This is a genomic window from Microbacterium sp. 2FI (genome assembly GCF_005502885.1).
In the GTDB taxonomy this organism is placed as follows: domain Bacteria; phylum Actinomycetota; class Actinomycetes; order Actinomycetales; family Microbacteriaceae; genus Microbacterium.
This window is the reverse complement of record NZ_SCMR01000015.1, coordinates 78,313-100,794: the sequence shown is the minus strand read 5'-3', so window position 1 is coordinate 100,794 and position 22,482 is coordinate 78,313. Positions and strand designations below refer to the sequence as shown.

21 protein-coding genes are annotated in these 22,482 nt (G+C 65.4%); 8 read left to right on the top strand and 13 right to left on the bottom strand.

The features are described 5' to 3' along the window. The first annotated feature begins 31 nt into the window (after positions 1-31). Both FFS15_RS12895 and FFS15_RS12890 read left to right on the top strand, forming a co-directional pair. Positions 32-700 (top strand): hypothetical protein, encoded by a 669-nt coding sequence (locus FFS15_RS12895; protein WP_137845442.1) that lies wholly within the window; start codon positions 32-34, stop codon positions 698-700. A gap of 133 nt (positions 701-833) precedes the next feature. Next, a complete protein-coding gene (locus FFS15_RS12890; RefSeq protein WP_137845441.1) occupies positions 834-1,568 on the top strand; it encodes an NYN domain-containing protein in 735 nt (244 codons plus the stop codon). 24 nt (positions 1,569-1,592) lie between these two features. Here the strand turns inward: FFS15_RS12890 and FFS15_RS12885 are convergent, their stop codons facing one another. Next, positions 1,593-1,859 (bottom strand): hypothetical protein, encoded by a 267-nt coding sequence (locus FFS15_RS12885; protein ID WP_249354044.1) that lies wholly within the window; start codon positions 1,857-1,859, stop codon positions 1,593-1,595. Between the two features lie 197 nt (positions 1,860-2,056). On the opposite strand from FFS15_RS12885, the gene FFS15_RS12880 reads away from it, so the two are divergent. Then, positions 2,057-2,317, top strand: coding sequence for a hypothetical protein (locus FFS15_RS12880; RefSeq protein ID WP_137845440.1), 261 nt, complete (start codon positions 2,057-2,059; stop codon positions 2,315-2,317). 70 nt (positions 2,318-2,387) lie between these two features. Here FFS15_RS12880 and FFS15_RS12875 read toward each other — a convergent pair whose 3' ends face one another. From FFS15_RS12875 to FFS15_RS12825, 11 genes are read right to left on the bottom strand one after another with little or no spacing between them, the layout of a single operon-like run. Beyond that, on the bottom strand, positions 2,388-2,840 hold the full coding sequence (locus tag FFS15_RS12875; RefSeq protein WP_171013189.1) for a single-stranded DNA-binding protein: 453 nt from the start codon (positions 2,838-2,840) through the stop codon (positions 2,388-2,390). A gap of 33 nt (positions 2,841-2,873) precedes the next feature. Then, positions 2,874-3,350, bottom strand: a complete 477-nt coding sequence (locus FFS15_RS12870; protein WP_137845438.1) for a hypothetical protein — start codon at positions 3,348-3,350, stop codon at positions 2,874-2,876. Continuing rightward, on the bottom strand, positions 3,347-3,739 hold the full coding sequence (locus FFS15_RS12865; RefSeq protein ID WP_137845437.1) for a hypothetical protein: 393 nt from the start codon (positions 3,737-3,739) through the stop codon (positions 3,347-3,349). The genes FFS15_RS12870 and FFS15_RS12865 overlap by 4 nt, the downstream gene beginning before the upstream one ends. Next, positions 3,736-5,547, bottom strand: coding sequence for a type IV secretory system conjugative DNA transfer family protein (locus FFS15_RS12860; RefSeq protein ID WP_137845436.1), 1,812 nt, complete (start codon positions 5,545-5,547; stop codon positions 3,736-3,738). Before FFS15_RS12860 ends, FFS15_RS12865 begins: the two co-directional genes overlap by 4 nt. A 12-nt stretch (positions 5,548-5,559) precedes the next feature. After that, positions 5,560-6,831, bottom strand: a complete 1,272-nt coding sequence (locus tag FFS15_RS12855) for a ParA family protein (RefSeq protein ID WP_137845435.1) — start codon at positions 6,829-6,831, stop codon at positions 5,560-5,562. After that, positions 6,828-8,429, bottom strand: coding sequence for a hypothetical protein (locus FFS15_RS12850; RefSeq protein WP_137845434.1), 1,602 nt, complete (start codon positions 8,427-8,429; stop codon positions 6,828-6,830). The genes FFS15_RS12855 and FFS15_RS12850 overlap by 4 nt, the downstream gene beginning before the upstream one ends. Next, positions 8,429-9,916: an SCO6880 family protein gene (locus tag FFS15_RS12845; RefSeq protein WP_137845433.1), complete on the bottom strand. Its 1,488-nt coding sequence runs from the start codon at positions 9,914-9,916 to the stop codon at positions 8,429-8,431. The genes FFS15_RS12850 and FFS15_RS12845 overlap by 1 nt, the downstream gene beginning before the upstream one ends. Next, positions 9,916-11,364, bottom strand: a complete 1,449-nt coding sequence (locus tag FFS15_RS12840) for a hypothetical protein (protein WP_137845432.1) — start codon at positions 11,362-11,364, stop codon at positions 9,916-9,918. Before FFS15_RS12840 ends, FFS15_RS12845 begins: the two co-directional genes overlap by 1 nt. After that, positions 11,364-11,663, bottom strand: a complete 300-nt coding sequence (locus FFS15_RS12835; RefSeq protein WP_137845431.1) for a hypothetical protein — start codon at positions 11,661-11,663, stop codon at positions 11,364-11,366. The genes FFS15_RS12840 and FFS15_RS12835 overlap by 1 nt, the downstream gene beginning before the upstream one ends. A 26-nt stretch (positions 11,664-11,689) precedes the next feature. Continuing rightward, positions 11,690-12,298: a M23 family metallopeptidase gene (locus FFS15_RS12830; RefSeq protein WP_137845430.1), complete on the bottom strand. Its 609-nt coding sequence runs from the start codon at positions 12,296-12,298 to the stop codon at positions 11,690-11,692. Between the two features lies 1 nt (position 12,299). Continuing rightward, entirely contained in the window at positions 12,300-12,845 is a 546-nt protein-coding gene (locus FFS15_RS12825) for a hypothetical protein (RefSeq protein WP_137845429.1), read from the bottom strand. 567 nt (positions 12,846-13,412) lie between these two features. Here FFS15_RS12825 and FFS15_RS12820 point away from each other — a divergent pair. The 5 genes from FFS15_RS12820 (at position 13,413) to FFS15_RS12800 (ending at position 20,322) form a co-directional block, all read left to right on the top strand. After that, the gene (locus FFS15_RS12820; protein ID WP_137845428.1) at positions 13,413-13,730 is read left to right on the top strand and encodes a MarR family transcriptional regulator; all 318 of its coding nucleotides are present in this window, start codon (positions 13,413-13,415) and stop codon (positions 13,728-13,730) included. A 211-nt stretch (positions 13,731-13,941) separates the two neighbouring features. Next, complete coding sequence (locus FFS15_RS12815) at positions 13,942-16,206, top strand: glycoside hydrolase family 3 C-terminal domain-containing protein (RefSeq protein WP_212743161.1); 2,265 nt, start codon at positions 13,942-13,944, stop codon at positions 16,204-16,206. 117 nt (positions 16,207-16,323) lie between these two features. Continuing rightward, a complete protein-coding gene (locus tag FFS15_RS12810; protein ID WP_137845426.1) occupies positions 16,324-16,539 on the top strand; it encodes a hypothetical protein in 216 nt (71 codons plus the stop codon). A gap of 278 nt (positions 16,540-16,817) precedes the next feature. Further along, complete coding sequence (locus tag FFS15_RS12805) at positions 16,818-19,034, top strand: glycoside hydrolase family 3 C-terminal domain-containing protein (RefSeq protein ID WP_137845425.1); 2,217 nt, start codon at positions 16,818-16,820, stop codon at positions 19,032-19,034. 262 nt (positions 19,035-19,296) lie between these two features. Next, positions 19,297-20,322: a LacI family DNA-binding transcriptional regulator gene (locus tag FFS15_RS12800; protein ID WP_137845424.1), complete on the top strand. Its 1,026-nt coding sequence runs from the start codon at positions 19,297-19,299 to the stop codon at positions 20,320-20,322. Here FFS15_RS12800 and FFS15_RS12795 read toward each other — a convergent pair. Then, positions 20,319-22,454 (bottom strand): alpha-L-rhamnosidase C-terminal domain-containing protein, encoded by a 2,136-nt coding sequence (locus FFS15_RS12795; protein WP_137845423.1) that lies wholly within the window; start codon positions 22,452-22,454, stop codon positions 20,319-20,321. The genes FFS15_RS12800 and FFS15_RS12795 overlap by 4 nt on opposite strands. Positions 22,455-22,482: the final 28 nt, after the last annotated feature.

The following is a 22,482-nucleotide window of genomic DNA, read 5'->3' as shown; positions in this document are numbered from 1 at the left end:
GCAGCGCGGTTCGGCCATGTAGGTTTTCGACATGGCCACGACGGACACTGCGGTGCAGACCGGTTACGCGACGCTGATCGTGGAGAAGAAGCTGCCCGACGACCTCACGCTTGTGGAGTTCTCGGAGCTTGTATCGGCTGTAGAGACGCTCTGCTTCATCGCGGCGAGGATTGCTGGGCCACCTCAGGCAACACGTCTTGTGCGGGTGAGATACGGCAGCGATGCGTTGATGGTTGTGGCCGTCGCGACAGCAATCGCCGGAATACTTCTGTCGCTGGGGAAGACCGTGCACTCCATCGCATCTGCGGCAAGAGAGTCAGCAGGGGCAGACCGCGAACGGGAGGAGGCCGAGCGCGCTCGTGCCGAGGCGCGCAAGCTGAACGCTGAAGCGGTACTTCTTGAGCTCGATGCGGAAGGTCGAATCGAGGAGCTGGCCAATCGACTTGGAAGCCGTCAGAACAAAGCTCTCGTCGGCGAAGAGCTCATCGAGACGGGTGTGTTTGACAATCATCCTGAACTCGAGAGGGCAGCAAGGAGTATCGGCGTGCGGACCATCGGCCGGCGTCCCGAGAACCTCGCGCGCGCCCAAACGCCAGCCTCGGAGAGAAACGCTGAGAATGCCGCGGACGTACGCGAACTTGTACGATCGATCCTCATCCTGTCCGGATACGAAGTCGAGATCCGAGTTGAGAGCGACTAGCCGGTGATCTGACGACCGCGTTCAGTCCAGCGATCCGCAAACGTGACTGGGAGGTCCCGGGGGCGGATTCGTTTCGGGTGGAAACTGACCCACGGTCGATCGCCCGCATCCGCCGCCCTGCCATGCTTGTCGCATGGCGCAGCCCAACGACCTTCTCGCGGTTCTCGTCGACGCGGATAATGTGCCGCCGTCCAAGATGGGCGCGATCCTGACTGAGGTCGCGCGCTTTGGGACGGCATCCGTCAAGCGGGTCTACGGCGACTGGACCAAGCCGCAATTAAGTAGCTGGAAGCCCGTGGCGAGCGAGCACGTCATCCAGCCGATGCAGCAATTCGCGAACACGGTTGGCAAGAACGCAACGGACAGCGCGCTCATCATCGACGCCATGGACCTGCTGTACGCGCGTCGTTTTCAGGGATTCTGCATCGTCTCGTCGGACAGCGACTTCACCCGCCTCGCCTCTCGGATCAGAGAAGAGGGCGTCACCGTTTACGGCTTCGGCGAGCGCAAGACCCCCGAGGCGTTCCGCAACGCGTGCGATCGGTTCACCTACCTCGACGTGCTCGAAGAGCCCGCGGCCGAGAACCCGGCTGCCGCACCGGCGCGCGTTCCATCCACGAAGCTGCGTGGCGATGCCAAGCTCGTGTCAGGGCTTCGCACGTGCACTGCGACCGCGTCCGGCGAGGACGGCTGGGCGAATCTTTCTGCCGTAGGTCAGCTCATGCGGAAGCAGCAACCCGATTTCGACCCCCGCAACTGGGGTTACGCGAAGCTCTCGGATCTGGTTCGAGCAACGGAGCTCTTCGTCATCGAGCCCCGGCCCACCGGCGGACTCCAAGTGCAGAGCAAGAAGAAGAACGACGACTGACCGCCGGACGGGTCGCCGCGCCGATCAGTGCACCGCCGTGACCGCATTCGCCCACACCCAGCAACGCAGCTCCTTCTCCCCAACGGTGAACTGAATGCCGCACGCAACGTCGTTCCACACGACGACGACGCCTTCGACCCGAACCGCGTGTGGCCCGAAGCGCACCCAGGCGATGCAAGCCTTCGGCAGTGGATCGCGTGTGACCGGCAGCGTGCTCTCCTGTCGCTCGTCCGGCGTCAGTGACTGCAGCGGGTTCTCGGCAGCGATGCGCTGAAGGATTCGGGTATCCATGAGTCGGTCGTAGTGCTCGCTGTAGCGTCTGTTCGATCCGATGGCCGCCTCTCCATCCCCGGCCACCGAGAACGATTGGGTCCGATGCTTCGCTGTTCGGGGGAGTCGAAGCTCCACCGAGCTGGCACCCCGACACCCCGCATCCCGCGAGTACCGACTCTAGAACAGTACGAAACAATGTTCTACACTCAAGCTTCATGAGTGAGGTTGCAGTAGAACACGAAGTGACGCTCTGGATGGTCGAGGAGGTCCCAGCTCGGCTGTTCTATGCAGGTCGTCGGTGGCGTGTCACCGACGTGCCGACACGGCTGCGGGAGACCGTGTGGGCGGCACCGCGCAGCGCGACCGGCGGGCTCTACGGCTGGCGGTTCCAGGCGACGGATGACGCTGGCGAGTCGTTCGTGTTCGACGTCTACCGGACCGAAACCGACTGGCACGTGCACCGCACGTACTCGTAGCCGGCGCGCTCGCGCACAGAAGCGGCGTGGGAGTACGATGACTCCCACGCCGCTCTCCTGTTGCGATGGGTCAGCGCGAAATCCCGGCGTCGGTGTACGAGACCGGCGCCGCTACCGGCCCCGTAGCGGATCTCTCCGCGGCGGGGCCGCTAGCTTTTGGGGAGCGCTCGACGGCGACGGCCGCGAACTTGAGCGAAGCGCCGACGTTGTCCGCGACGATGTCACGCGTCTCGCGGGACTGGCCCGTCTCCTTATCGACGTAGGTGCCGAACCGCAGGTCGCCGGCGACGATGACGGTGTCGCCCTTGCGGAGCGAGGTCGCCACGTTGCGCGACTGCTGGTTGAACACGACGATGCGGTGGAAGACCGTGCCCGCGTCTTCCCAGCGGTTCGTCGTCTCGTTGAGGCGGCGGTCGTTGACGGCGACGGTGAAGCGGGCGTACTCGTTGCCCGACTCGCTCGCGCCGTGCTCGGGGTCACCGGTGAGGTTGCCCTCGATCGTGACCGGGATTCTGGTCGTCATCTTTCTTCCTTCCATTCAGGAGGCGTTTGCGCCTCAGCTGGCGTGGCTCTGGTCGATCCACGCGTCCCATTCGGCCTCGTCGGTCTGGCCTGCCCACGAGCGCGGTCGCAGCGAGTCGTGCGTGCTCGAGCAGCCCGTACCGACGCGGCGAAGACGGTCTTTGGCTTGGGCGAGGTGTTCGTGCCATCCGATGGGGCCGAAGCCGGTGTCGTTCTTGTCGTATGAGGCCTGGTGCAGGATGTGCAGTGCGGACAGTTCTTCGACGAGTTCGCCGTGCTTCCACCAGCAGGGCGGCACCAGGCTGATCGACATGTCGTATCGAACCGTGAACCATTCCACCCACTCGCGCAGCGCCGACCAGGCGATCCGCGATTCCTCCGGCGAAAGGCGCCGCCAGTCGACGGGCGGAACGCCGGTCGGCTCTGCGGGGCGGTTGAGGATCGGCGGGCCGGCGATTTGGGCCGCGACCATGGCCTCGATCTCCTCCGGCGTCGGTTCGGGCTCGTTCATGCCGTCTCCTGCGGTCGGATCAGCTTGTTCCGAAGGACGTTCAGCGCGATGGCCGACGCGACGCGGCGACCGCGGTGGTGGGCCAGCACTCGGTCGTGCTCGATGATCTGGTGCAGCAGCCCGTGGCAGTAGGGATGCAGAGGCACGAGGTCGACGTGACGTTCGAACGCCCGCCACGTGCCGCCCGCGAACCGTACGCCGCTGTAGTCGAGATGATGCAGTTCGAGCTGATCGCGAGTCGCGAGCACCCCGCATCCCGTGCAGGCCAGCGGGCGTCCGAGACGCTCCTGCTTACGGAACCAGCGGGCACGACGTGCGTGCCATGCCGGTGACGAGAGAAACTCTGACCGATAGACGTTGCGCGCCCCGGGCTTGCGGCGGTTGCTCATTCCTCGCTCACCGCCTCGGGCTCCGGAGCCGTCCGGGCGTTTCGCCGGTCGATGAACACGGCCTGCTGATCCTGCTCTATGGCGCGCTTCGCGGCCTGGATGTCGCCGGCATCGCGACGCTCGTCCCACCCGGTGAGGTCGAGGAGCGCGCTGCGGCGATTGCGGTAGGCGAGCAGGCCGACGCTCGGCGGCATCCGTCTGATCTCGTCGACCGACATCAGCGGCAGGCGTTCGTGATGCTCGCTGGTCGAGTGGCCCGACTCGCGGGTTGACCACGACTTCTGTGTGCGCGTCCGCTGCCGGCTGCCGAGGATGGCCTCGATGTCGCGGAGGTGGCTGACGTTCGAGCCCCCACCGAGGATCACCTTCGCGGTCGCCGCGGCCCAGATGGTGTCGGCTTCGGCGCGCGACCATGATGTCTCGGCCTGCGACAGTGCTTGCAGCACGATGAAGGTGCAGATGCCGCGCCCGCCGCCGTCGGCCATAATTCGCGGCAGGTTGCCCCAGCGGAACATGTTCGCGATCTCATCGAGGATGAGGCCGAGCGGATGCTGCAGCCGCGCTCCCGGAGACGAAACCGCCCGCGCGCGGGCGACCTCGACGACGTCATCGAGCAGCGCGCCGATGAACCCGCCCATGGCACCCGCGCCCGCGGCGGAGCCGATCAAGTACAGGGTGTTCGCTTCGTCGAGGAACTCGTGCGGGTCGAAGACGCGCTCGCCGGGGCGAGGGGTGAGCGCTTGTCGAATCTGCGGGATCGCGAGGGGCGCCACTGCGCCGCGCACACCGAACCAGATGGATGAGACGAGCTTGACGTCGGCCGAGAGCGTCGCATCGAGAGAGTCACCCCAACCCGGTGCGCCTTCCGTACGTAGGATCGACACCGCGCTGTTCTGCGCGAAGGTCGGGTTCGTGCCCCAGCGGTAGAAGTCTTCGATGGAGCAGTTGCCGATGGCAGCGGCGTGCAGCAGTTGGCCGAGCACGTCGCCGGCCGCCTGCGCCCACTCGCCATTGGTCGACGAAGCGCCGATTGCGGAGCCGGTGATGATGGCGTTGCCGCGCTGCGCCGCGACGAGCGGGTCTTCGCACCCGGCGAAGGGGGAGATACGGGTTGGATGCCGAACCCCGGTGAGTTCCTGTGGGTCGAAGACGTGCACCTCGCCACGGCGCTCACGCATGCCCATCGTGGCCGTGAGGTTGTCGTTCGTGGTGGAGGTCGTGATCAGCGGGCCCGACCAGTCCAGGATCGCCGAGATCAGCACGCGGAAGCCCTTGCCCGACCGGGGCGGGCCCTCGAGCACGACGGAGTCTTCGATCGACACGAACACATCGTTGCCGCGTGCGCGCCCGACGCGCCACCCGACATCCGTAGGCTTCGGCCGGGCGATGTCGGGTCGAAGCTGCGCCGCACGCGCCAGAACCGCTTTGCCCGACAGATCGTCGCGCACCTCAGCCGCGTTCGCGAAACCCGGCCGCGAGAGTAGGTCGGCGACGAACGCTCGGTCCGACTCCTTGTACCGCCTGTAGGCGACGTAGCCGGCAACGGCGATCGCGATGAGCGCGGCGAGGGCGACCCAGTCGACGGTGATGATCGTCCCCTGGGGAAGGGCGCATCCTTCCGGCGCTGTGTACGTCGTCGCATCGCCGCTGACCGCGAGCCAGAGCCCGGAGAAGAAGTGCTGCGCTTCCGGGCGGGCGCCGCACGCGAGCCACGTCACGAACTCCGCGGTGAACGAGAAGGCGAGGTTGAGCAGCACGGCTGCCGCGATCAGGATCGCGATCCCTTTGCCCAGCATCCCTTGATTCATGTCCTTCTCCTCTCAGAGCCCTCGTGCCGCCGCCGCAGCGACGCGAATCCAGGCGTCTCGCGTTCGCGGGCGGAGGTCATCGAGGCGCAGCGCCCCCGACTTGAGTGCGGGATCGAATGGGATGCGTGCGACGGTGCGGACATGCCCGTCGAACCCCGAGGCGATGCGATCCGCACCGCGCGCGTTGGGCTCTGCCTCGGTGACGACAACCACGGCGTTCTCGGCGAGGAACCGAGATCGCTCATCGCGCTCGCGGAGGGCGTCGAGCAGGAGTGCGGCCGACTCGGCGGACTCGGGGGCGGCGAGCGTGGGGACGACGAGCTGGTAGGAGGAGTCGACCATCCGCAACCAGCGCTCGGCCGACTCGTCGTTGCCCGAGTCGAACACCACCAGCCGGTAGTAGCGCGCGGCGACCTGCATCAGCAGATCGAACTCGGCTGTCGCGATCCGCTGGTGAGCGGCGAGCAGCTCAGGATTCGAGCGCAGCACGTCATACCGATCCGCGGACTGGTGGTGCACGAACCGCGCGATGTCGGAGACGCCCGCGCCGGGCGTCAGTAGGTTGGGGGCTGCGGGCAGGAGATCCTTGATCGTCGTGTCGTATCGACCCGTCTCGGTGCGCCATCCGAGCGTTCCGCGGGTGTCGTTGTTGTCCCACGCGAGCACGTTCCCTCCGCCGTACCGGGCGAACACCGCCGCGAGCATTGCAGTGGTCATCGTCTTGCCCACGCCGCCTTTGCCGTTCGCGACGGCAATGGTGCGGCATCCCGCCCACTGCTGCGAGACGATGCGCTCATTGTCGCGACGCGCGAGCTCGAGCGGTGACGGCCCGAATCCGAGGCGTGCGAACAGCGCCGGCCACCCCGTCGTCGGCGCGACCGAAGAGTCGGTCCCGATGAACGAAGGACGTGAGGGAGGCTCCGGGGCGCGGCGACTGCGAAGAGGTTCGTGCCCCGGAGCTTCGGTATTCACCTCCTCTCGCTGTTGCGATGGGCTCTCGAACGTCTGCGGGTTGTCGGCGGAGGGCGGCTCGGTCGCGGGGGCCGACGCGATCGACCCGTCGGCGGCGACGAGCAGATGGTGTTCGCCGCGGTCGCCCTTCGTGACAAGTTCGACGGGGATGCCGGTGCGCTGCGCCTCAGCGGCCGCCCGGTGCAGGATCACCTGTCGGATGTCGTCGGTGGGTGTTGCGGCGAGTGGTTCGACGGCTCCCTCCGGGGTTCGGAACGTGGCGGTCGGACCTGTGACGTTGGCATACGCGCGGGGTGTGGTGTCGAGACTCATTGCGGGGTCTCCTTCCAGGTCGGCGACAGCCAGCCGTCGAGGCTGGTGTCGATGGGGGAGTCGTCTGGCCAGAACCGGTTGAGCTCATCGGCGTCGGGCAGTCGCAGCATCCCGTCGTCTTCGTCGGGCGTCATGGCTTCGTCGGTCTTGAAGAGCTCGTACTCCCACTCGGTCGAGGTGGCGAAGCAGTCGACGACGTAGGAGTGCTGGCCGACGTACGCGAGGAACACGCCCATGCGCAGTCGGCGGGCGTCTTCGACGTGGGTCGCGGGGATGTTGAGCCGCTCGCGCAGACTCGCCGCCTCTTGGTGATTGGCACGGAAGATGAACTTGTTCTCGATGTCTCCGACGATCGAGTAGGCGAGGTTGCGCTCCTTCGAATCGGCCTCACCGACCGCGTCGAGATCGCCGAGCTTGTGCAGGATCACGATGTTGCTGATGCCGTAGTGACGCGAGAGCTTGAGCCACTGCTGGAACATCTGGAGCGAGGCGAGCGAGGTCATATCGCGCCAGCCCTCTTCACGGATGAGGTAGCGCGTGCGCTTTGACGACCGGTCGGAGACGACGGCCTGGATCCATGCGGTCGTGCACACCTGCGTGAGCTGGGCGACGAGCTCGCTGCGAGCGAAGAGCTCCGAGGTGTCGACGACGACGATCGAAGCATCCGCATCGAAGGCCACGGTCGACTCGTCCTCGAAGAGTCCCGACAGGTCTCCGTCGACGAACCGGCGCAGCACGAAGCGCGGCTGAACCGCGCCGTCGGACAGTCGGAAGTCGGTGCCGGCGTCTTCGACGATCGTGCCGAGGTGCTCGTAGACACCCCGCAGGGTCGGCCGGTCGCCCGTCGATCGGATGCAGCGCTCGAGCGCTTCGTGGATGGCGGCGTGCTCGACCGCCGTGAGGCGCGTGCTGCCGAGTGCCATCTCGACGAGCGAGATGAGTGTCGTGATGCGGCGTTGGCGCACCATCATGACGTCCTGCTCATCGTCGACTTTCGCGCGGCGCGGACCGCGATCGAGGGGGTTCAGACGCGCGGCGCTGCCGCCGCCGATCCGGATCACGACGCCGCCGGGCATGGCCTCCGCGACGGTGACCCACTCGCCCTTCGGGTCGGACGGAACCACAGCTTGGTGCCCGAACGCGATCGAGCGGGTGACCAGCGACTTGATGGTGCCGCTCTTGCCCGCGCGGTACGCGCCGAGGACGAGCAGGTTGGTCGAGAACGTGCGGCGGTCGCTCTTGTCGAGGTAGGTCTCCCACGGGGAGAAGTGCCAGAGCGCGTCGGCGTTGAGATCGACGCCGAGGATGGGCCCGAGATGGCCGAGGCCGGCATCGGCGACGAAGGGGTAGATGCCGGCGATCTGCCGCGAGGTCGCCTGATGTGCGGGGATCGCGGGCCGTGCCAGGTTCCAGTAGCCGCCCTGGGTGATCCCGGGGCCGAAAGGCCCGGGAACGGCGGCATCGGGCAGCGCCCGGTCACGACGGCGGGCGGGCGCCGGCTTGTCCTCGCGAGCCGCTCGGTTGAGGTCGCGCCTGAAGGCTCGGCGCTCCCGCTTGCTGAGATCTCCGGGCTCGAAGGTTGCGATGTGCCGTGTCATCACTTCATCCCCACGCCGATCGGGAGTGCGTTGACCATGAGGGCTTCGGCCTGCTGGCAGTAGAGGATCTGCGGCTCCATGCCCGCTCGCGCGAGTGCGTTGCGCATGCCCGCTATCGCCTCGTCGAGAGCTTCATCATCGCGAGCGGTGACCGTCAGGTACGCGCCGTAGCGGAACTCGCCGTGGCCGGCGACGATCTCTTCCTCTTGACGCTCGAGGGCATCCCAGTCCGCGGCATCCGCTGCAGAGCCGTCGACGCCGCGCTTGGCGCGGAGTGACTCATTGCCGCGCCAGACTTTCTTGTCCTCTTCGATCCGCTTCATCGCCTTCTTCACCGAGACGGGCGTGAGTACGACGGAGAAGATGTGGGTGATGGCCTCACCCGACGGCGTCCGTGCGAAGACGACCGGCTCGACGAACCCGACCGCGGTGTCGGACCGCGGCCACTCGTGGATCCACATCGTGGTGTGAACACCGGAGTCGGTGTAGACGACGCCGTTCTTGCCGCGGGGTTCCTCGAGATACATCGGCCCGATCGCGACGGGATCGACGCCGCGCTGATCGTCCGCGCGGTTCTGCACGTTGGCAGCGAACTCGGGGTCGAATCCGACCCGGGTGAGCGCCGCGACATCGCGCGGCGATAGCCAGCGGCGGACGGTGATGCGCGAGGCTCGGAGTGCGTCGGCGAGGTTCTTGGCCTCGAGGTACGCGAGTGTCTTCACGGCATCCTCGCCACCGCCGAGCGACTTCAGCTGCGGACCGAGAGCGATGAGATCGAGCGTGAAGGTCAAGTAGTTGCGGTGCGAGACGGCGAATGGCTCGGAGCGATCCATGACTCGCTCGTAGTTCTGGTTGACCGCTGCGGTGGTGTCGACCTCCCGCTTGCGCGCCGTCGACTCGTAGTGGTCGCGCGCGGCGCGGATGGTCGTCGGAATGGTGCGCTCCTGCAGAACGGCGCGCTTGATCCCGGGTCGTTGGGTGAAGGATGCCAGCACCGGCGCCCACTGCTGTGCGAGGTCGTGCCGCTCGAGGATGTCCTTCATGAGGAACCCGTCGACCTCGACTTCGGCTGTGACCGATACCGCGCGATCGTGCGGGTTGTAGACGCACGCGACGTCGTCGACATCCCAGAGCTGGATGGATGCGCGGATGCCGGGGAGGTTCAGGGTTCCCGCCAGTTGGACGCGCTCCGGCCGGTACACGTGCTTCGTCGCGTCACTGGCGTGACGCACCTGCTTCATCACCCACAGGCCGGACTGTCGCGGTGCGGACTCGCCGTGGATGGTGATGAAGGCGAAGACGCCGATCGGCAGGTAGAGCGGTGCGCCGTAAAGAAGGCCGGGCGGCCCGAAGCGGTTGACCGAGATCAGCACGATGACCGCCGCGATCGCGATGCAGGTGAGCTGCCAGCCGTCCATCCCCATCGCGATTCCCTGCCGAGAGCGGCGGGGTAGTCGGACCGGGCGGGACAGATCTTGTGTGGTCATCATGCGGTCCTCTCCCTGCGCGGCGGAGGAGGGCTCCCCGCGGTGGTGTTCTGGGATTGCGAGTTGACGGGTGCGCTGGGCGGCGGCGAGGGGTTCTTGCTCGACGGGCCGGGCGAGCCAGCGGGGCCGGACGGACCGCGCGGCGGTCCGCTCGACGACGAGCCGCCGGTGGGGCCGCTGGCTTGGCCGGGACGAGAGGCGTCGGGCTTCATGCCGGCGGGCGTTGCGCTGATGCGGCTGGGGACACGTGCTGCGGAGCGCGCGGCGCTCGATGCGGCATGGCCAGCGCCCGAGCCGACGCGTGAGCCGACTGAGTCGGCGGCGACCGCCCCGACGAAGCTGAACAGTCCGAACACCGCGAACGGTGCAAACGCGACGAGCACCAGCCCGATGAGAAGCGGCCAGGACTGCGGGTTCCAGATCGTGCGGACGTTCGCGAGGCCGTTGATGATGAGCGTGACGAACCCGATCGTGAGCGGGCCCGTGAGCAAGAGCACGGCTACTGCTGACACGTAGCGGACGATCCACTGGGGCCCGACTGCTCGGACGGGGTACAGCATCCATGCCACCGGGCCTACCGCGATCAGGGCCGCCAGCACGATGTTGCGGAAGGCGAACACGAGCATGAGGAGCAGCATCCCGACCATCAAGAGGCCGTGGATCACGAAGGCGAAGAAGTAGTTCGCCTGGCCGCCTGCCCACATGACCGACTGCAGTGTCGAGAAGAGCCCGGTCGCGCCGTCTCGATTCAGGATGTACCAGGTGAGGTCATCGATCGCGTTGAGCAGGTGGCCGGTTGCCCACAGCGTGATCGCGGTGGCGGGGAAGGCGATGAAACTGCGGATGAGTGCGCCGACGAGCTCGGCGCGATCGCCCGAGATCGCAGCCGCCGCGATGGCCCACACCATGGCGCCGAACAGCACGGTGAGCACGGCCCACTGCCAGAACGACCACTCGCCGGTGGCCGCGGTCCACAGCACCGAGGACGTGTCGAAGCGCATGTTCTCGGCGACGGTGAACATCATCGCCGTCGTCGAGAGCGCCATGCCGCGGCCGGCGTTCTCGAACGTGACACATACGACGTCTCCGATGGAGCAGCCGTACTCGACGAGCAGGGGCTTGCCGCCGCTGGTCTTGATCGCCGACACATGGCCCTCGTAGGTCGTGCAGATCGTCGCCTTCGACCCGTCGAAGTAGACGTTGATGAAGCACTGCTGCGGCTTGATGTCTGCGGTGCTCTCCGGAGTGCACGTGACCTGGCCCGCGGCATGGAAGCAGTCGACGGGGAACGCCGGCGCCGACCACGGTTCGCCGGTGACCGGGGATGAGACTGCGGTCACGACGCGGGTTTCGTGGGCGGGCGACGCTGCGTGGGCCGGCGCGAGCGCGCTCACGGCGAGACCGAGGCCGATGACGGCCCCGACGAGCAATGAACGCAGCGTGCGCATCAGAATCCGAAGTCGAAGTTCACGAACCACTGGAAGAGACCGGATGCCGCGCCGAGGACAGCCGCGGCGATGAAGATCCAGAGGATGTTCTCGCCCGCCCATGTGCGCACCCGATCTGACGCGAGGCCGCGGAACGCAAGCGCCGCGCCGGCGATTATGAGCATGATCAGCACGACGAGCATCGCGCCGGCCAGGATGTACGACGCCACGACCTGGAAGCCCTGGAAGAACGGGGCGGAGAAGTCAGGCTCGATGTCGGGCACGTCGACATCCGTCGACAGCGTGGTTCTGATTCGCATGATCTGCTCCTTCGTTGGGCCGGTTGTCACGTGAGCGGAAGGCCGAGTGCGGCCATGAACGGTTGTGGATCGATGGAGGTGCCGTCGCGGAGCACCTCGAAGTGCAGGTGACAGCCGAACGAACGGCCGGTGTTGCCTTCGGCGCCCAGGGGAGTGCCGGCGGTGATGTCGTCGCCGACGCTCACCCGGATCGAGTCCCACTGCATGTGGCCGTAGAGGGTGACGAGTCCGTCGCCGTGGTCGATGCGGACGGTGTTGCCCCACCCGTGGAACTGGCCCGCCGTGATGACGCGGCCCGGGCCGGCAGCGTGGATCGTGGTGCCGCATCCCTGGGCCATGTCGTAGCCCTTGTGGTTGGTCGAGCAGTAGGTGCAGCCGACGACCGGGTTGTACCCGAAGCCGCGGCCCTTCGAGTACGCGCCGGCGAGCGGATAGCCCCAATCGCCGTTGACCGCCGGGGCCTTCGTGGTTGTCTCTGCGACCACGGCCTGACCGGCGACGGCGAAGGGGATGGCGATGAGTGGGGTGAGGAAGAATGCCGTCGCGAGGCCGGCGATGAACAGTGCTCCGATCAGGATCCTGCGCCCGGTCCTCGTGCTGGCGAGGGCTGTGGCTGCAGCGACCGGCGCTCCCATGTCAGGGCTCCAGCGTCCCTGAGAAGTAGCGGACGACTTTGCAGTCACCCGGCTGCTGATCGCTGTTCGGCGTCGGGACCGACCCTTCGCCGCACAGCACCTGGACGCTCACGCGCACCTGCTCGTCGTACGAGGCCTCGTTGCCGCTGACGTCGGAGCGCGTGAAGGTGAGCACGACGTCGGCGGTGCCGATCAGCATGTCGCCGGATTCGTCATCCGGCACCTCGTCGTAGGCGATCTCGCCGGGGACGGACGCCTCGACCCGCCCGTCCTCGTTCGCCAGCGAGTCCCACTCGGGCTCGGGCAGCACAACGGCCTGGCGCAGCTCGAGCTGCGATGCCCGCATGTCGTCTTCGCGATCCTCTTCGGAGGTGTAACGCGTGTCGGGTGTGAACCACGTGTCGAGGTAGATGAGCCACTCGTCGCGGCTGCTCTTCTGGGTATCGAAAGTGGATGCTGCGGCCAGCGCCTCGCGGATGTAGACGTCGGGGTCGGTGGTGATCGGCTCGGGGACCCAGCCCTTGTCGACGACGGTTGCGTCGACCATGGCGTCTGCTGGATCGGTGGTCGGCTCTGCGGTTGGCGTCGGGGTCGAGGTCGGGGTGCCGGAGGGCGTTGGTGCCGGCTGCGTCAAAATCACAGTCAGTACGATTGCGACGATTCCGGCCGCAAGTACGACGCCGCCGGCGATCGCCCATGCGATTCCTCGCCGACTCCCGGTTCGAGACGCGGTCATCATCAGTCCTCCTGAATCTCCAGGACGACGCTGATGCACGGGGGGTACGGCTCGCGCGACAGACGCCGTGGGGGCATCCTATGCACGAATCGCGGGCGTATAAAAGGATTGCTTTCTGGTTCTGACGGACGAGACACGCCTATCCAGGGCTGTGTCGCCAAGGCCACCGCTGACACATCCGAGCGCGACAATACTGCAGACCGGGAGAAAAAGCATGTCGGCTCTTTGGGGGACAAGGGCGTTCGCGCGAGGTTCGTCGCGCTGGTTTTCGCCGCTGTCGTTGACATGAGGGAAGCGTATAACACTACACTCGAATTGTGAAGCACTTTCTGGATCGGTCATCTGGACGCCGGCCATCGAGTGCGCGAAACTGGGCAGGTGCCTCGATACACCCGCCCCGCGAACAGCGACTACGCGGAGGACCCCATCAAGGCTTTCGGGAACATCATGCAGGCGACCATCATTGGCCACCTGCGGAAGAACCCTGGCCTCACGCGAGCCGAGATCGGCGAGGCGCTCGAGATCCCCAAGATGACCGTCGCGAACGGGCTCGAGAAGCTCATGGAGGTCGGGCTTATCATCGCCGACCCGCCAAGGGATGTTGCGGTGCGCGGGCAGCGGGTGAGGTACACCGTGGATGATGCGCGCGTAACGGAGATGGTGATGCGGCTGGAACAGGTGCTGGGAGAGTTCTGACTGCTTAGTCGATCAGCAGAAATAGTGCGGCGCCGATTCATGGTGTCTGTAGAAGCCAGGACCAGATCGACAGGGCCCCCGTACTGCCGCGCCGTCGTGATGTTATAACGACGATGCCCCCTTGACATCCACGGCAGGATCAGAAACCGTAGACCGGTCTACTAAATGTAGAACGGTCTATGACCGACCTTCGGTGAAGAGGGAAATGACGATGATGTTGAAGAGATCGACCCATGGACAGTCACGCTCTGTCGCGGGCCGCCGGGTGGCGGCGGTAGCAGTCGCTGCGGCGCTCGTCGGTGGGGGCGGGATCGTCGCTTTCGCGACTCCTGCCGCCGCCGTCGACTGCTCCACGGCGCCCTGGATGGATACCGCGGAGTCGGCGGAGGAACGGGCGAATGCTTTGCTCGACGCCAGCTCCCAGCACCAGAAGTACCGCTGGCTCGTCGAGCAGCCGGCGAACAACCCCACGCAGACAACCTGGAACGGAGGTGTGGTATACCCGGCTCAGCTCGAGTGCACGCCGCTCGTGATCTATACCGACGGCGCGGACGCGGTTCGCCGCACGCTCGGCACCACTTCGTTCCCCGCCCCTATCGCCATGGCGGCGACGTTCAACCCGGACCTCGTATACGACAAGAGCGTCGCGCAGGCCGTGGAGACGTTCGAGACTCGAAAGAACGTCATCCTCGGGCCGGGTATCGCGAGTGGTCGTACTCCGTTGTCGGGACGCAACTCCGAGTACTTCGGAGAGGACCCGCTGCTCTCCGGAAAGCTCGGCGCCGCTACGATCCACGGGTTCGAGGACAACGACGAAGACATCGCCGTGCTCTCAAACATGAAGCACTACGTCGCCAACGAGCAGGAGCTCGACCGTCAGACGAGTTCGTCGAACATCGACGAGCGGACGTTCCGTCAGGTCTACGCGCTGCCGTATGAGATCGCGCAGAAGGACGGTCAGTCCGAGAGCGCCATGTGCTCGTACAACCAGGTCAACGGGATCTACGCGTGCGAGAACCCCTATGTGCTCAACGAGGTGCTGAAGGACTCGATCGGGTTCGACGGCTACGTCATGAGCGACTTCGGATCTGTGCACTCGACCGCGGCCTCCCTCAAGGGCGGCATGGATCAGGAACTGAACCGCCCGATCTGGTACACGCCGGCACGCCTCGATGCTGCGCTCGCCGCTGGTGAGATCGCACAGTCGGACATCGATGCCGCTGCTTTCCGAGTGGTGCGCTCGTACATCCGGGGCGGGCTGTTCGACAACCCGCTGCCTGCAGTCTCGAACCCGCAGTCGTCGACGCCGGAGCACAAGGCGATCGCGCGGGAACTTGCGGAGCAGGGCACGGTGCTGCTGAAGAACGAGGGCATCCTTCCGCTGGCGGAGGGAACGAGTGACATCGCGCTGTTCGGTCCGACCGCTTCGAAGACGCCGACGGCCGGCATCAGTGCCGTCAACGTGTGCAGCATGACCAACCGCAACAACACGACCTCGATCTGCGAAGCGATCGTGGCGCCCGACACGGCGATCACTGAGCGTGCGGCGCCGGGTGGTTCGGTGGTCAGCTTCGACGCGGGCGCGGATGTGGCTGTGGCTGCGGCTGCGGCTGCGGAGGCGGATGTCGCGGTGGTGTTCGGTTACAAGCGGATGGGTGAGTTCGCCGATCCTGCCAACCTGCGTCTGGATGGCAACGGGGATGCGCTGATCGCGGCGGTTGCCGCGGCGAACCCGAACACCGTGGTGATCTTGCAGGCGGGCAGCGCGGTGGAGATGCCGTGGGTCGACGACGTGAAGGCTGTTCTTCACTCGTGGTACCCCGGTGAGCAGATGGGTCCGGCGCTCGCGGGTATCCTCTTCGGCGACGTGAACCCGTCGGGCAAGCTCCCGATGACGTTCCCGAAGGCGCTCGCCGACACCCCGACCGGATCGGACACGGCACGCTACCCCGGTACCTTCTCCGACGGCTCGACCACGCGTCCTGCCGGAACGAGCGAGATCCGTCAGGTCAACTACACCGAGGGCCTCGAGGTCGGCTACAAGTGGTACGACGAGCAGGGCATCGAGCCGCTGTTCGAGTTCGGCCACGGTCTGTCGTACACCGAGTTCGAGTACTCGAAACTGAAGGTGAAGACGAAGGCCAAGGGTGGCGAAGCGGTTTCGACCGTGACGTTCGACGTCGAGAACACGGGCGACCGTGACGGCGCCGAGATCCCGCAGGTGTACCTGACGCTGCCCGACGCCGCCGATGAGCCGGGCAAGCGCCTGGTCGGCTTCGACCGGATCGAACTCGCCGCCGGCGAGAAGACGACGGTCGAGATCGTCATCGACTCGAACGCGAGCAACCAGCCGTTCGGCATCTGGGACGTCGACGCGGACGCATGGACGATCGTCGACGGCGACTACACCGTCTCGGTCGGCTCGTCCTCTCGCGACCTTCCCCTCGAGGACGAGTTCAAGGTGAAGACTAAGTAGCCAACAACTCGAATCAAGACAGTGGGTGGCGGGCGTGCGCTCGCCACCCACTGACTTGCCGGTAGCTGCCGAGGTCCGCGTAGGTGCTGGTGGGATCAAGCCACCAGCAGCAGTCCCGTGCTGATCGACGGAGATGAAGATGTCGCCTGCTGGTGTGCGAACTACAAACGCAGCCCACTCGAGGTCGGCGAGCGCGGGCTGCATCGCGAATTCTGTGCATCCATCAGCGAGCTGCCGAACACCGAGGATCGTCTCGGGAAGGATTACTGCCGGGCCTGCGGACCATGCATGGGCGAGGCTGCGACCGAACTGCCGGCCGTACATCTTGTATGAGCTGCTGTCGGCCGTGCTTCCTCCCAGAAGGTTTCCCGGGCCCGACTCGAGCATCGATCCCCAGAGCTTGTCGGATCTCATCCACTCCCCAGTCGATAATGACGGAGAAATGGAGGTGGACGGGTTGACATCAGACTTCCATCGCGAAAGTGTAGAGCGGTCTACTTAATGTAGATCGATCTATTCACCTTCAAGGAAGAGGGACTCAAACGATGACGTTCAAACTGAGATCAGGTCGATCGCGGCCTAGTGTTCGATCGGGCCGTCCGGCGCTTTCGATGGCGGTCGTCGGCGCGCTGTTGGCAACCAGCGCGCTTTCACTGTCCGCCTCCCCGGCGGTCGCAGTCGATTGCTCGTCGGTTCCGTGGATGGACACCACGAAGTCCGCCGACGACCGAGCGCACGCGTTGCTGGATGCCAGTAGCCAGTACCAGATGTACCGATGGCTCAATGTGGCGGCCGTCGAACGGTCGCAGCAGACGGTCTTCCCTAACGCGACCTATCCGGCTCAGCTCGAGTGCACCCCGTTGGTGTTCCACACGGACGGAGCTGACGGAGTCAGGCGCGAGCCAGGCACGACTTCGTTCCCGGCGCCCATCGCGCTGGCGGCCACTTTCAATCCGGACCTGGTTTACGACAAGAGTGTCGCGCAGGCGATTGAGACCTTCCAGACCGGTCACAACGTCATTCTTGGTCCGGGCATTGCCAGTGGTCGGACCCCGCTCTCAGGCCGGAACTCTGAGTACTTCGGCGAAGATCCGCTCCTGTCGGGGGTTCTTGGTGCCGCGGCAAGCCAAGGATATGAAGTTGATCGTGACGACATTGCGGTTGTCGCTAATGTCAAGCACTACGTCGCCAACGAGCAGGAACTCGACCGCAACACAAGCTCATCCAACATCGATGAGCGCACGTTCCGTCAGGTCTACGCTCTCCCCTACGAGATCGCCCTTGCGGACGGCGGTGCCGAAAGCATCATGTGTTCGTATAACCAGATCAACGGCGTATACGGGTGCGAGAACGAGATGATCCTGGATGAGACTCTTCGTGACTCCATGGGTTGGGAGGGCTACACGATGAGTGACTTCCGAGCTGTGCACTCGACGGGCCCGGCGATCGCATCTGGGCTTGATCAGGAGCTGAATGATCCGACGTACTTCACGCCTCAACTGATAGACGATGCGATCGAGGCAGGAGAGATCACCCTCGCCGACGTGGAGACTGCTGCGTTCCGAATCGTTCGGTCATATATTCGCGAGGGCTTGTTCGACACGCCAATGCCCACGACACCCAACCCGCAGTCGTCGACACCGGAGCACAAGGCGATCGCCCGCCAGCTCGCTGAGCAAGGAACGGTGCTGTTGAAGAATGACGGAGCCCTCCCGCTGGCATCAGCCAGCGCTGACGACATCGCACTCATCGGACCGACCGCGTCGGCAACGCCGACCGGCGGTATCAGCGCTACCTCGGTGTGCAGCATGTTCAACAGATTCCCGGGCAACACGCTGCTCTGTGAGGCGTTGATTGCGCCCGACGTAGCGATTGCGGATCGAGCGGGCTTGGGTTCGACAGTGACGTTCGATGCAGGTGCCGACGTGGCGACTGCTGCTGCTGCTGCTGCTGCTGCCGATACGGCCATCGTATTCGGATACAAGAGGATGGGTGAGTTTGCGGATCCGACGAGTCTGAGTCTGGATGGCAATGGCGATGCGCTGATCGCGGCGGTCGCGGCGGTGAACCCGAACACGGTCGTCATTCTGCAGGCCGGAAGTGCGGTGGAGATGCCGTGGATCGACGATGTCGAGGCAGTGCTGCATTCGTGGTATCCGGGTGAGCAGATGGGTCCCGCGTTGGCTGGGATTCTGTTCGGTGACGTGAACCCGTCGGGAAAGCTGCCGATGACCTTGCCCAAGGCTCTGGCTGACACTCCGACCGGGTCCGATCCGTCAAGGTATCCCGGCATCTTCTCTAATGGGTCGACGACGCGGCCTTCCGGTTCAAGCGAGATCCGTCAGGTGAACTACACCGAGGGTCTGCAGGTGGGCTACAAGTGGTACGACGAGCAAGGCATCGAGCCGCTGTTCGAGTTCGGCCACGGACTCTCGTACACGACATTCGACTACTCCAAGCTCAAGGTTAGGACCAAGCTGGACAAGAAGACCGGCCAGGTGGTCTCGAAGGTGTCGTTCTTCGTCGAGAACGCCGGCTCGCGTGCTGGCACCGAGGTTCCGCAGGTGTATCTGGCCTTGCCGGATACGGCAGCCGAGCCGGGCAAGAGGTTGGTGGGGTTTGACCGCATCGAGCTCGCACCGGGCGCCAAGGCCAAGGTCGAGATCGTCCTCGATTCGATGGCCAGCAACCAGCCCTTCGGGATCTGGGATGTGGACGCGGACGCGTGGAAAGTGATCGGCGGCGAGTACACCGTTTCGGTCGGCTCATCGTCGCGTGATCTCCCGCTCACCGAGGAGATCGAGGTCGACTTCAGCAAGCTCAAGTAGCGACCTGCAGTCGGGTGTCGGTGCTGTGGCCTCGCGCAAAGGCGAGGCCACAGCACCCCAAGAGCCTCACGCAGCGGTTGCTCACGGCGGTGAAGCTCCACGGTGCGATCGTGAAAAGCGGCCGGCGGCGACTACGATGCCTGTGGACCGATCTACGATGGGAACGGGCCAATGGTCGTACATTTCGACCTGCGGACGCTCAGTCCGAGTAGTACCGCGTAGCCTCGCCAGAGAGGCGCGGGAGAAGTGGTGTGAGGGCGCAATGGGAGCCGAGTCGGCGGCAGGGAACGCGACAATCGACGACGTCGCCCGGGTGGCGGGAGTGTCGCGCGCCGCGGTCTCGAAGGTCCTCCGTGAGGCTTACGGTGTCAGTGAATCAATGCGCGACCGTGTGAATGCGGCGATCGCTGAACTCGACTATCGGCCGCGGACGGCCGCCCGCGCGATGCGCGGGCGAACCTACACGCTCGGGATCGAGCTATCGGACTACGGCAATCAGTTCTTCACGAAGGTGCTCACCGGTGCGAGCGCCGCGCTCGAAGACTCGCGCTACCAACTCATGATCGCGCCGGCCGAGAGCGGACCTTCCGCCGGCTCGCGCGCAATCGACTCGCTCTTGGATCGCCAAGTTGACGGCATCATCGCCATCTCCCCACTCGTGAGCCGAAGCAGCCTCGAGCGAATCGCTCGAAGCACCCCAATCGTGATGTTCGGTCGGCACGATACGTCCGATCGCTATGACACCGTTGCGGATGACGATGTTGCCGGCGCATCAGCGGTTATGGACCATCTCCTGGGCTTGGGCCACCGACGCATCTGGCATTTGTCCCGTGATGAGCTCGCCACAGTGCCGGAGGACAACACGCCACATGGGATCCGTCTACAGACCTATCTGGATGCGATGAACCGCGCCGGGCTGGCCGACAACATCCAGGTCCGGCGCTCGGGCGAGGGGGAGCACGAGGCATATCTGACCACGCAGAAGCTGCTTGGCGAGCTCGGGCCGCCGACAGCGATATTCGCGGGCCACGACGCGCTCGCTCTCGGTGCAATGCGTGCCATATCCGAACGTGGGGTCGATGTTTCGATCGCCGGGTACGACGATGTGCCGATCGCCAGTCACCCGCTGATATCTCTGACGACTGTCAGTCAGCCCGGCGAGCTGATGGGGGCGCGCGCAGTGACGATGCTGCTTGAACGGCTCGCTGGCCGTGACGTCGCTGCGCACGAGGTCTTCGTGCCGACGCTTGTCATGCGGGACTCGACGCGCCCGCCCGCTTCGCTCTAGTCATGCTGACCTAAGACCGGGTCGGCCTCGCGTGGATGGGTCACCTCTGCAGTCGGTATTCGTATGCGTTGAGGTCCTGCGAACATCGAGCCGCCGACCTTTGCTCGGGAGCCGGCAGGAACCTCAAGGACGATTGCTGATGGCGTCGCGCACGCGAAGATCGCACCCTGAGGGGTTGGGATAACGGCGGCAGCCCAGGACAGATCACCGAGAGTCGGGCTCAGCGTAAACTCCCGCCAGCCGTCCTCAGTCGGGCGGAGACCGAGGATGAACTCGGGAAGCATCGCGGCGGGACCGGAACTCCACGCATGGCACAAGCTCTTGCCGAATGGGCGGCCGTACATGCCGAGTGGGTCCCCCTGCTCCCGAAACTCCTCCCAGAATGTTCGTGCGCCCGCCATCAACATGTCTCCCCAAAGCAGTCGAAGCCGCTCGACGGCTGCGGCTTCTTTCCCCGTCACCGCCAAGGCGCGGAGCATGAACGATGTCATGAAGGGTGTGCCGGCCCTGCGATGAGGGGCGAGGTGGGCCGCTGCCGCGTCGTGGTGCTCTGGCGGTGTGGCGCCAGACAACACTCCCAGCGCGTGGGCGTGTGGGAGCGTGCTCACAGGGCCATCAAGATATTCGCGCCATCCGCTACTGGCCTCATGCCAGCCGCGACGCCACAGGGTTGATCGAACAGTGCCCGCGAGGTTACACAAGTTCGCGGTCCCAGGATGGCCGGATCTACCCAAGAGGCTTATCGCGCTTTCGAGTGCCCAGAGCCATAGCTGCTGAAGCGGTACGAAGACGCGACTGGGCTGAACACTGATGCCCCAGTCGACAAATACCGAACCTGAGGAGGCGTCGACGAAACCGTCCTCCTGGTCGGCGGGATGGAACAGACCGTCTTCGTCGACGTGCGTGAGCAACGACTCCATGAATGCATGGATGCTGTCGTTCTCGCGTTGCAGGTGCGCCTCGTCACCGAAGTAGCGGACGTACAGCTCGCTGTTGATCAACCACCATAGGGAGTAGTCGGAGATCCCGTTGACATATCCGTGTGTGGGTTCGCCGAGCGCAACGATGCTGTCACGCGCGATCGCCGCGTGACCGAACGCGAAGGCATTCGCCAGGGTGCTCAGAGACTGATCACCCGCCCATGGCATCCGATCGCGCTTGATTCCGTCGACCATGAGTCCCTGCATACAGAGCTTGAGCGTGTCGGCACTGACAGACCAGATTTCGTTCAGGATGTCGTCCGAGCAAAGAAAGGCACCGTGGTTTGGGATAGATGGGGCCATGGCAGAGACCGACACATCGGAGGCATCCTCGCCCTCGACCCGAAGAAATCGGAAGCCGAGGTCGTGCGTGGATCGCCATCGATTCGGGCCGATCCGCTCCATAGTGTGCCTGGTCTCCGCGTGCTCCGGATCGGACTGCGCCTCCGCAGCGGACTCGCCCGTCGAAATCGACGGACGACGGGGCGATGTGACTTCAACGCGCCCGAGAACCGGCGCATCCAACGCATACAGACCGTCCGTCAGCCGAGGGCGCAGCACCGAGCGTGGGGGCGGACTGTCGTGGGGTGGGTGGTGCCCGTCGCGGACTTGCGTGGCCTCCCATGCGCCGTCGGGTAGTCGGCGCGCTTCCCAGGGCGCGTGCGCGAGAGCCTCGGCTTTCGCGAGCGCAAAGGCGGGCGGTGCGTCGTCGCCCGCGGTGCTTGATTCGATCAGGATCTCCATGGATGCCGGAAGCGCGACGGTGCACGTTCCGTCCGCGGAAGCGTCACCCATCGGGATCAGAAAGCCATCGACGAAAACGCGCGTGGGGCCGCCCACCCGCATTCGCAATACCGTGGCAGGTCTGCGTTCGATGCTCCGGAACTGAACCGTGGCCGCCGGTCGCCCGAAGTTGTCGGCGTAGTGCACGTAGCGATTCGCCGCGAACCCCTGTGCGACGAGCCGCGCCAACAGCGCCTTCTCGAAGTCGGAGCGGCGATAGATCCAGGCCCAACTCCGCGACTCTGGAGTCGCGTTCTCAAGACCGTCCTGCGACATAGCTCGGGCGTCGGGCCGGTCCTCCTGAGCAGTCCAGCTGGGATCGAGCCCACGAGCGGGTACGGGGGTATGGGGATCGCCTTCAGCGCGCACGACGCCAACTCCTCGCTGAGTGATGCAC

What these genes read in the sequence shown, in the direction of transcription:
- FFS15_RS12895 (WP_137845442.1), top strand. Translation starts at nt 32, where the DNA reads ATGGCCACGACGGACACTGCGGTGCAGACCGGTTACGCGACGCTGATC.
- FFS15_RS12890 (WP_137845441.1), top strand. Translation starts at nt 834, where the DNA reads ATGGCGCAGCCCAACGACCTTCTCGCGGTTCTCGTCGACGCGGATAAT.
- FFS15_RS12885 (WP_249354044.1), bottom strand. Translation starts at nt 1,859, where the DNA reads ATGGATACCCGAATCCTTCAGCGCATCGCTGCCGAGAACCCGCTGCAG.
- FFS15_RS12880 (WP_137845440.1), top strand. Translation starts at nt 2,057, where the DNA reads ATGAGTGAGGTTGCAGTAGAACACGAAGTGACGCTCTGGATGGTCGAG.
- FFS15_RS12875 (WP_171013189.1), bottom strand. Translation starts at nt 2,840, where the DNA reads ATGACGACCAGAATCCCGGTCACGATCGAGGGCAACCTCACCGGTGAC.
- FFS15_RS12870 (WP_137845438.1), bottom strand. Translation starts at nt 3,350, where the DNA reads ATGAACGAGCCCGAACCGACGCCGGAGGAGATCGAGGCCATGGTCGCG.
- FFS15_RS12865 (WP_137845437.1), bottom strand. Translation starts at nt 3,739, where the DNA reads ATGAGCAACCGCCGCAAGCCCGGGGCGCGCAACGTCTATCGGTCAGAG.
- FFS15_RS12860 (WP_137845436.1), bottom strand. Translation starts at nt 5,547, where the DNA reads ATGAATCAAGGGATGCTGGGCAAAGGGATCGCGATCCTGATCGCGGCA.
- FFS15_RS12855 (WP_137845435.1), bottom strand. Translation starts at nt 6,831, where the DNA reads ATGAGTCTCGACACCACACCCCGCGCGTATGCCAACGTCACAGGTCCG.
- FFS15_RS12850 (WP_137845434.1), bottom strand. Translation starts at nt 8,429, where the DNA reads ATGACACGGCACATCGCAACCTTCGAGCCCGGAGATCTCAGCAAGCGG.
- FFS15_RS12845 (WP_137845433.1), bottom strand. Translation starts at nt 9,916, where the DNA reads ATGACCACACAAGATCTGTCCCGCCCGGTCCGACTACCCCGCCGCTCT.
- FFS15_RS12840 (WP_137845432.1), bottom strand. Translation starts at nt 11,364, where the DNA reads ATGCGCACGCTGCGTTCATTGCTCGTCGGGGCCGTCATCGGCCTCGGT.
- FFS15_RS12835 (WP_137845431.1), bottom strand. Translation starts at nt 11,663, where the DNA reads ATGCGAATCAGAACCACGCTGTCGACGGATGTCGACGTGCCCGACATC.
- FFS15_RS12830 (WP_137845430.1), bottom strand. Translation starts at nt 12,298, where the DNA reads ATGGGAGCGCCGGTCGCTGCAGCCACAGCCCTCGCCAGCACGAGGACC.
- FFS15_RS12825 (WP_137845429.1), bottom strand. Translation starts at nt 12,845, where the DNA reads ATGGTCGACGCAACCGTCGTCGACAAGGGCTGGGTCCCCGAGCCGATC.
- FFS15_RS12815 (WP_212743161.1), top strand. Translation starts at nt 13,942, where the DNA reads ATGATGTTGAAGAGATCGACCCATGGACAGTCACGCTCTGTCGCGGGC.
- FFS15_RS12805 (WP_137845425.1), top strand. Translation starts at nt 16,818, where the DNA reads ATGGCGGTCGTCGGCGCGCTGTTGGCAACCAGCGCGCTTTCACTGTCC.
- FFS15_RS12800 (WP_137845424.1), top strand. Translation starts at nt 19,297, where the DNA reads ATGGGAGCCGAGTCGGCGGCAGGGAACGCGACAATCGACGACGTCGCC.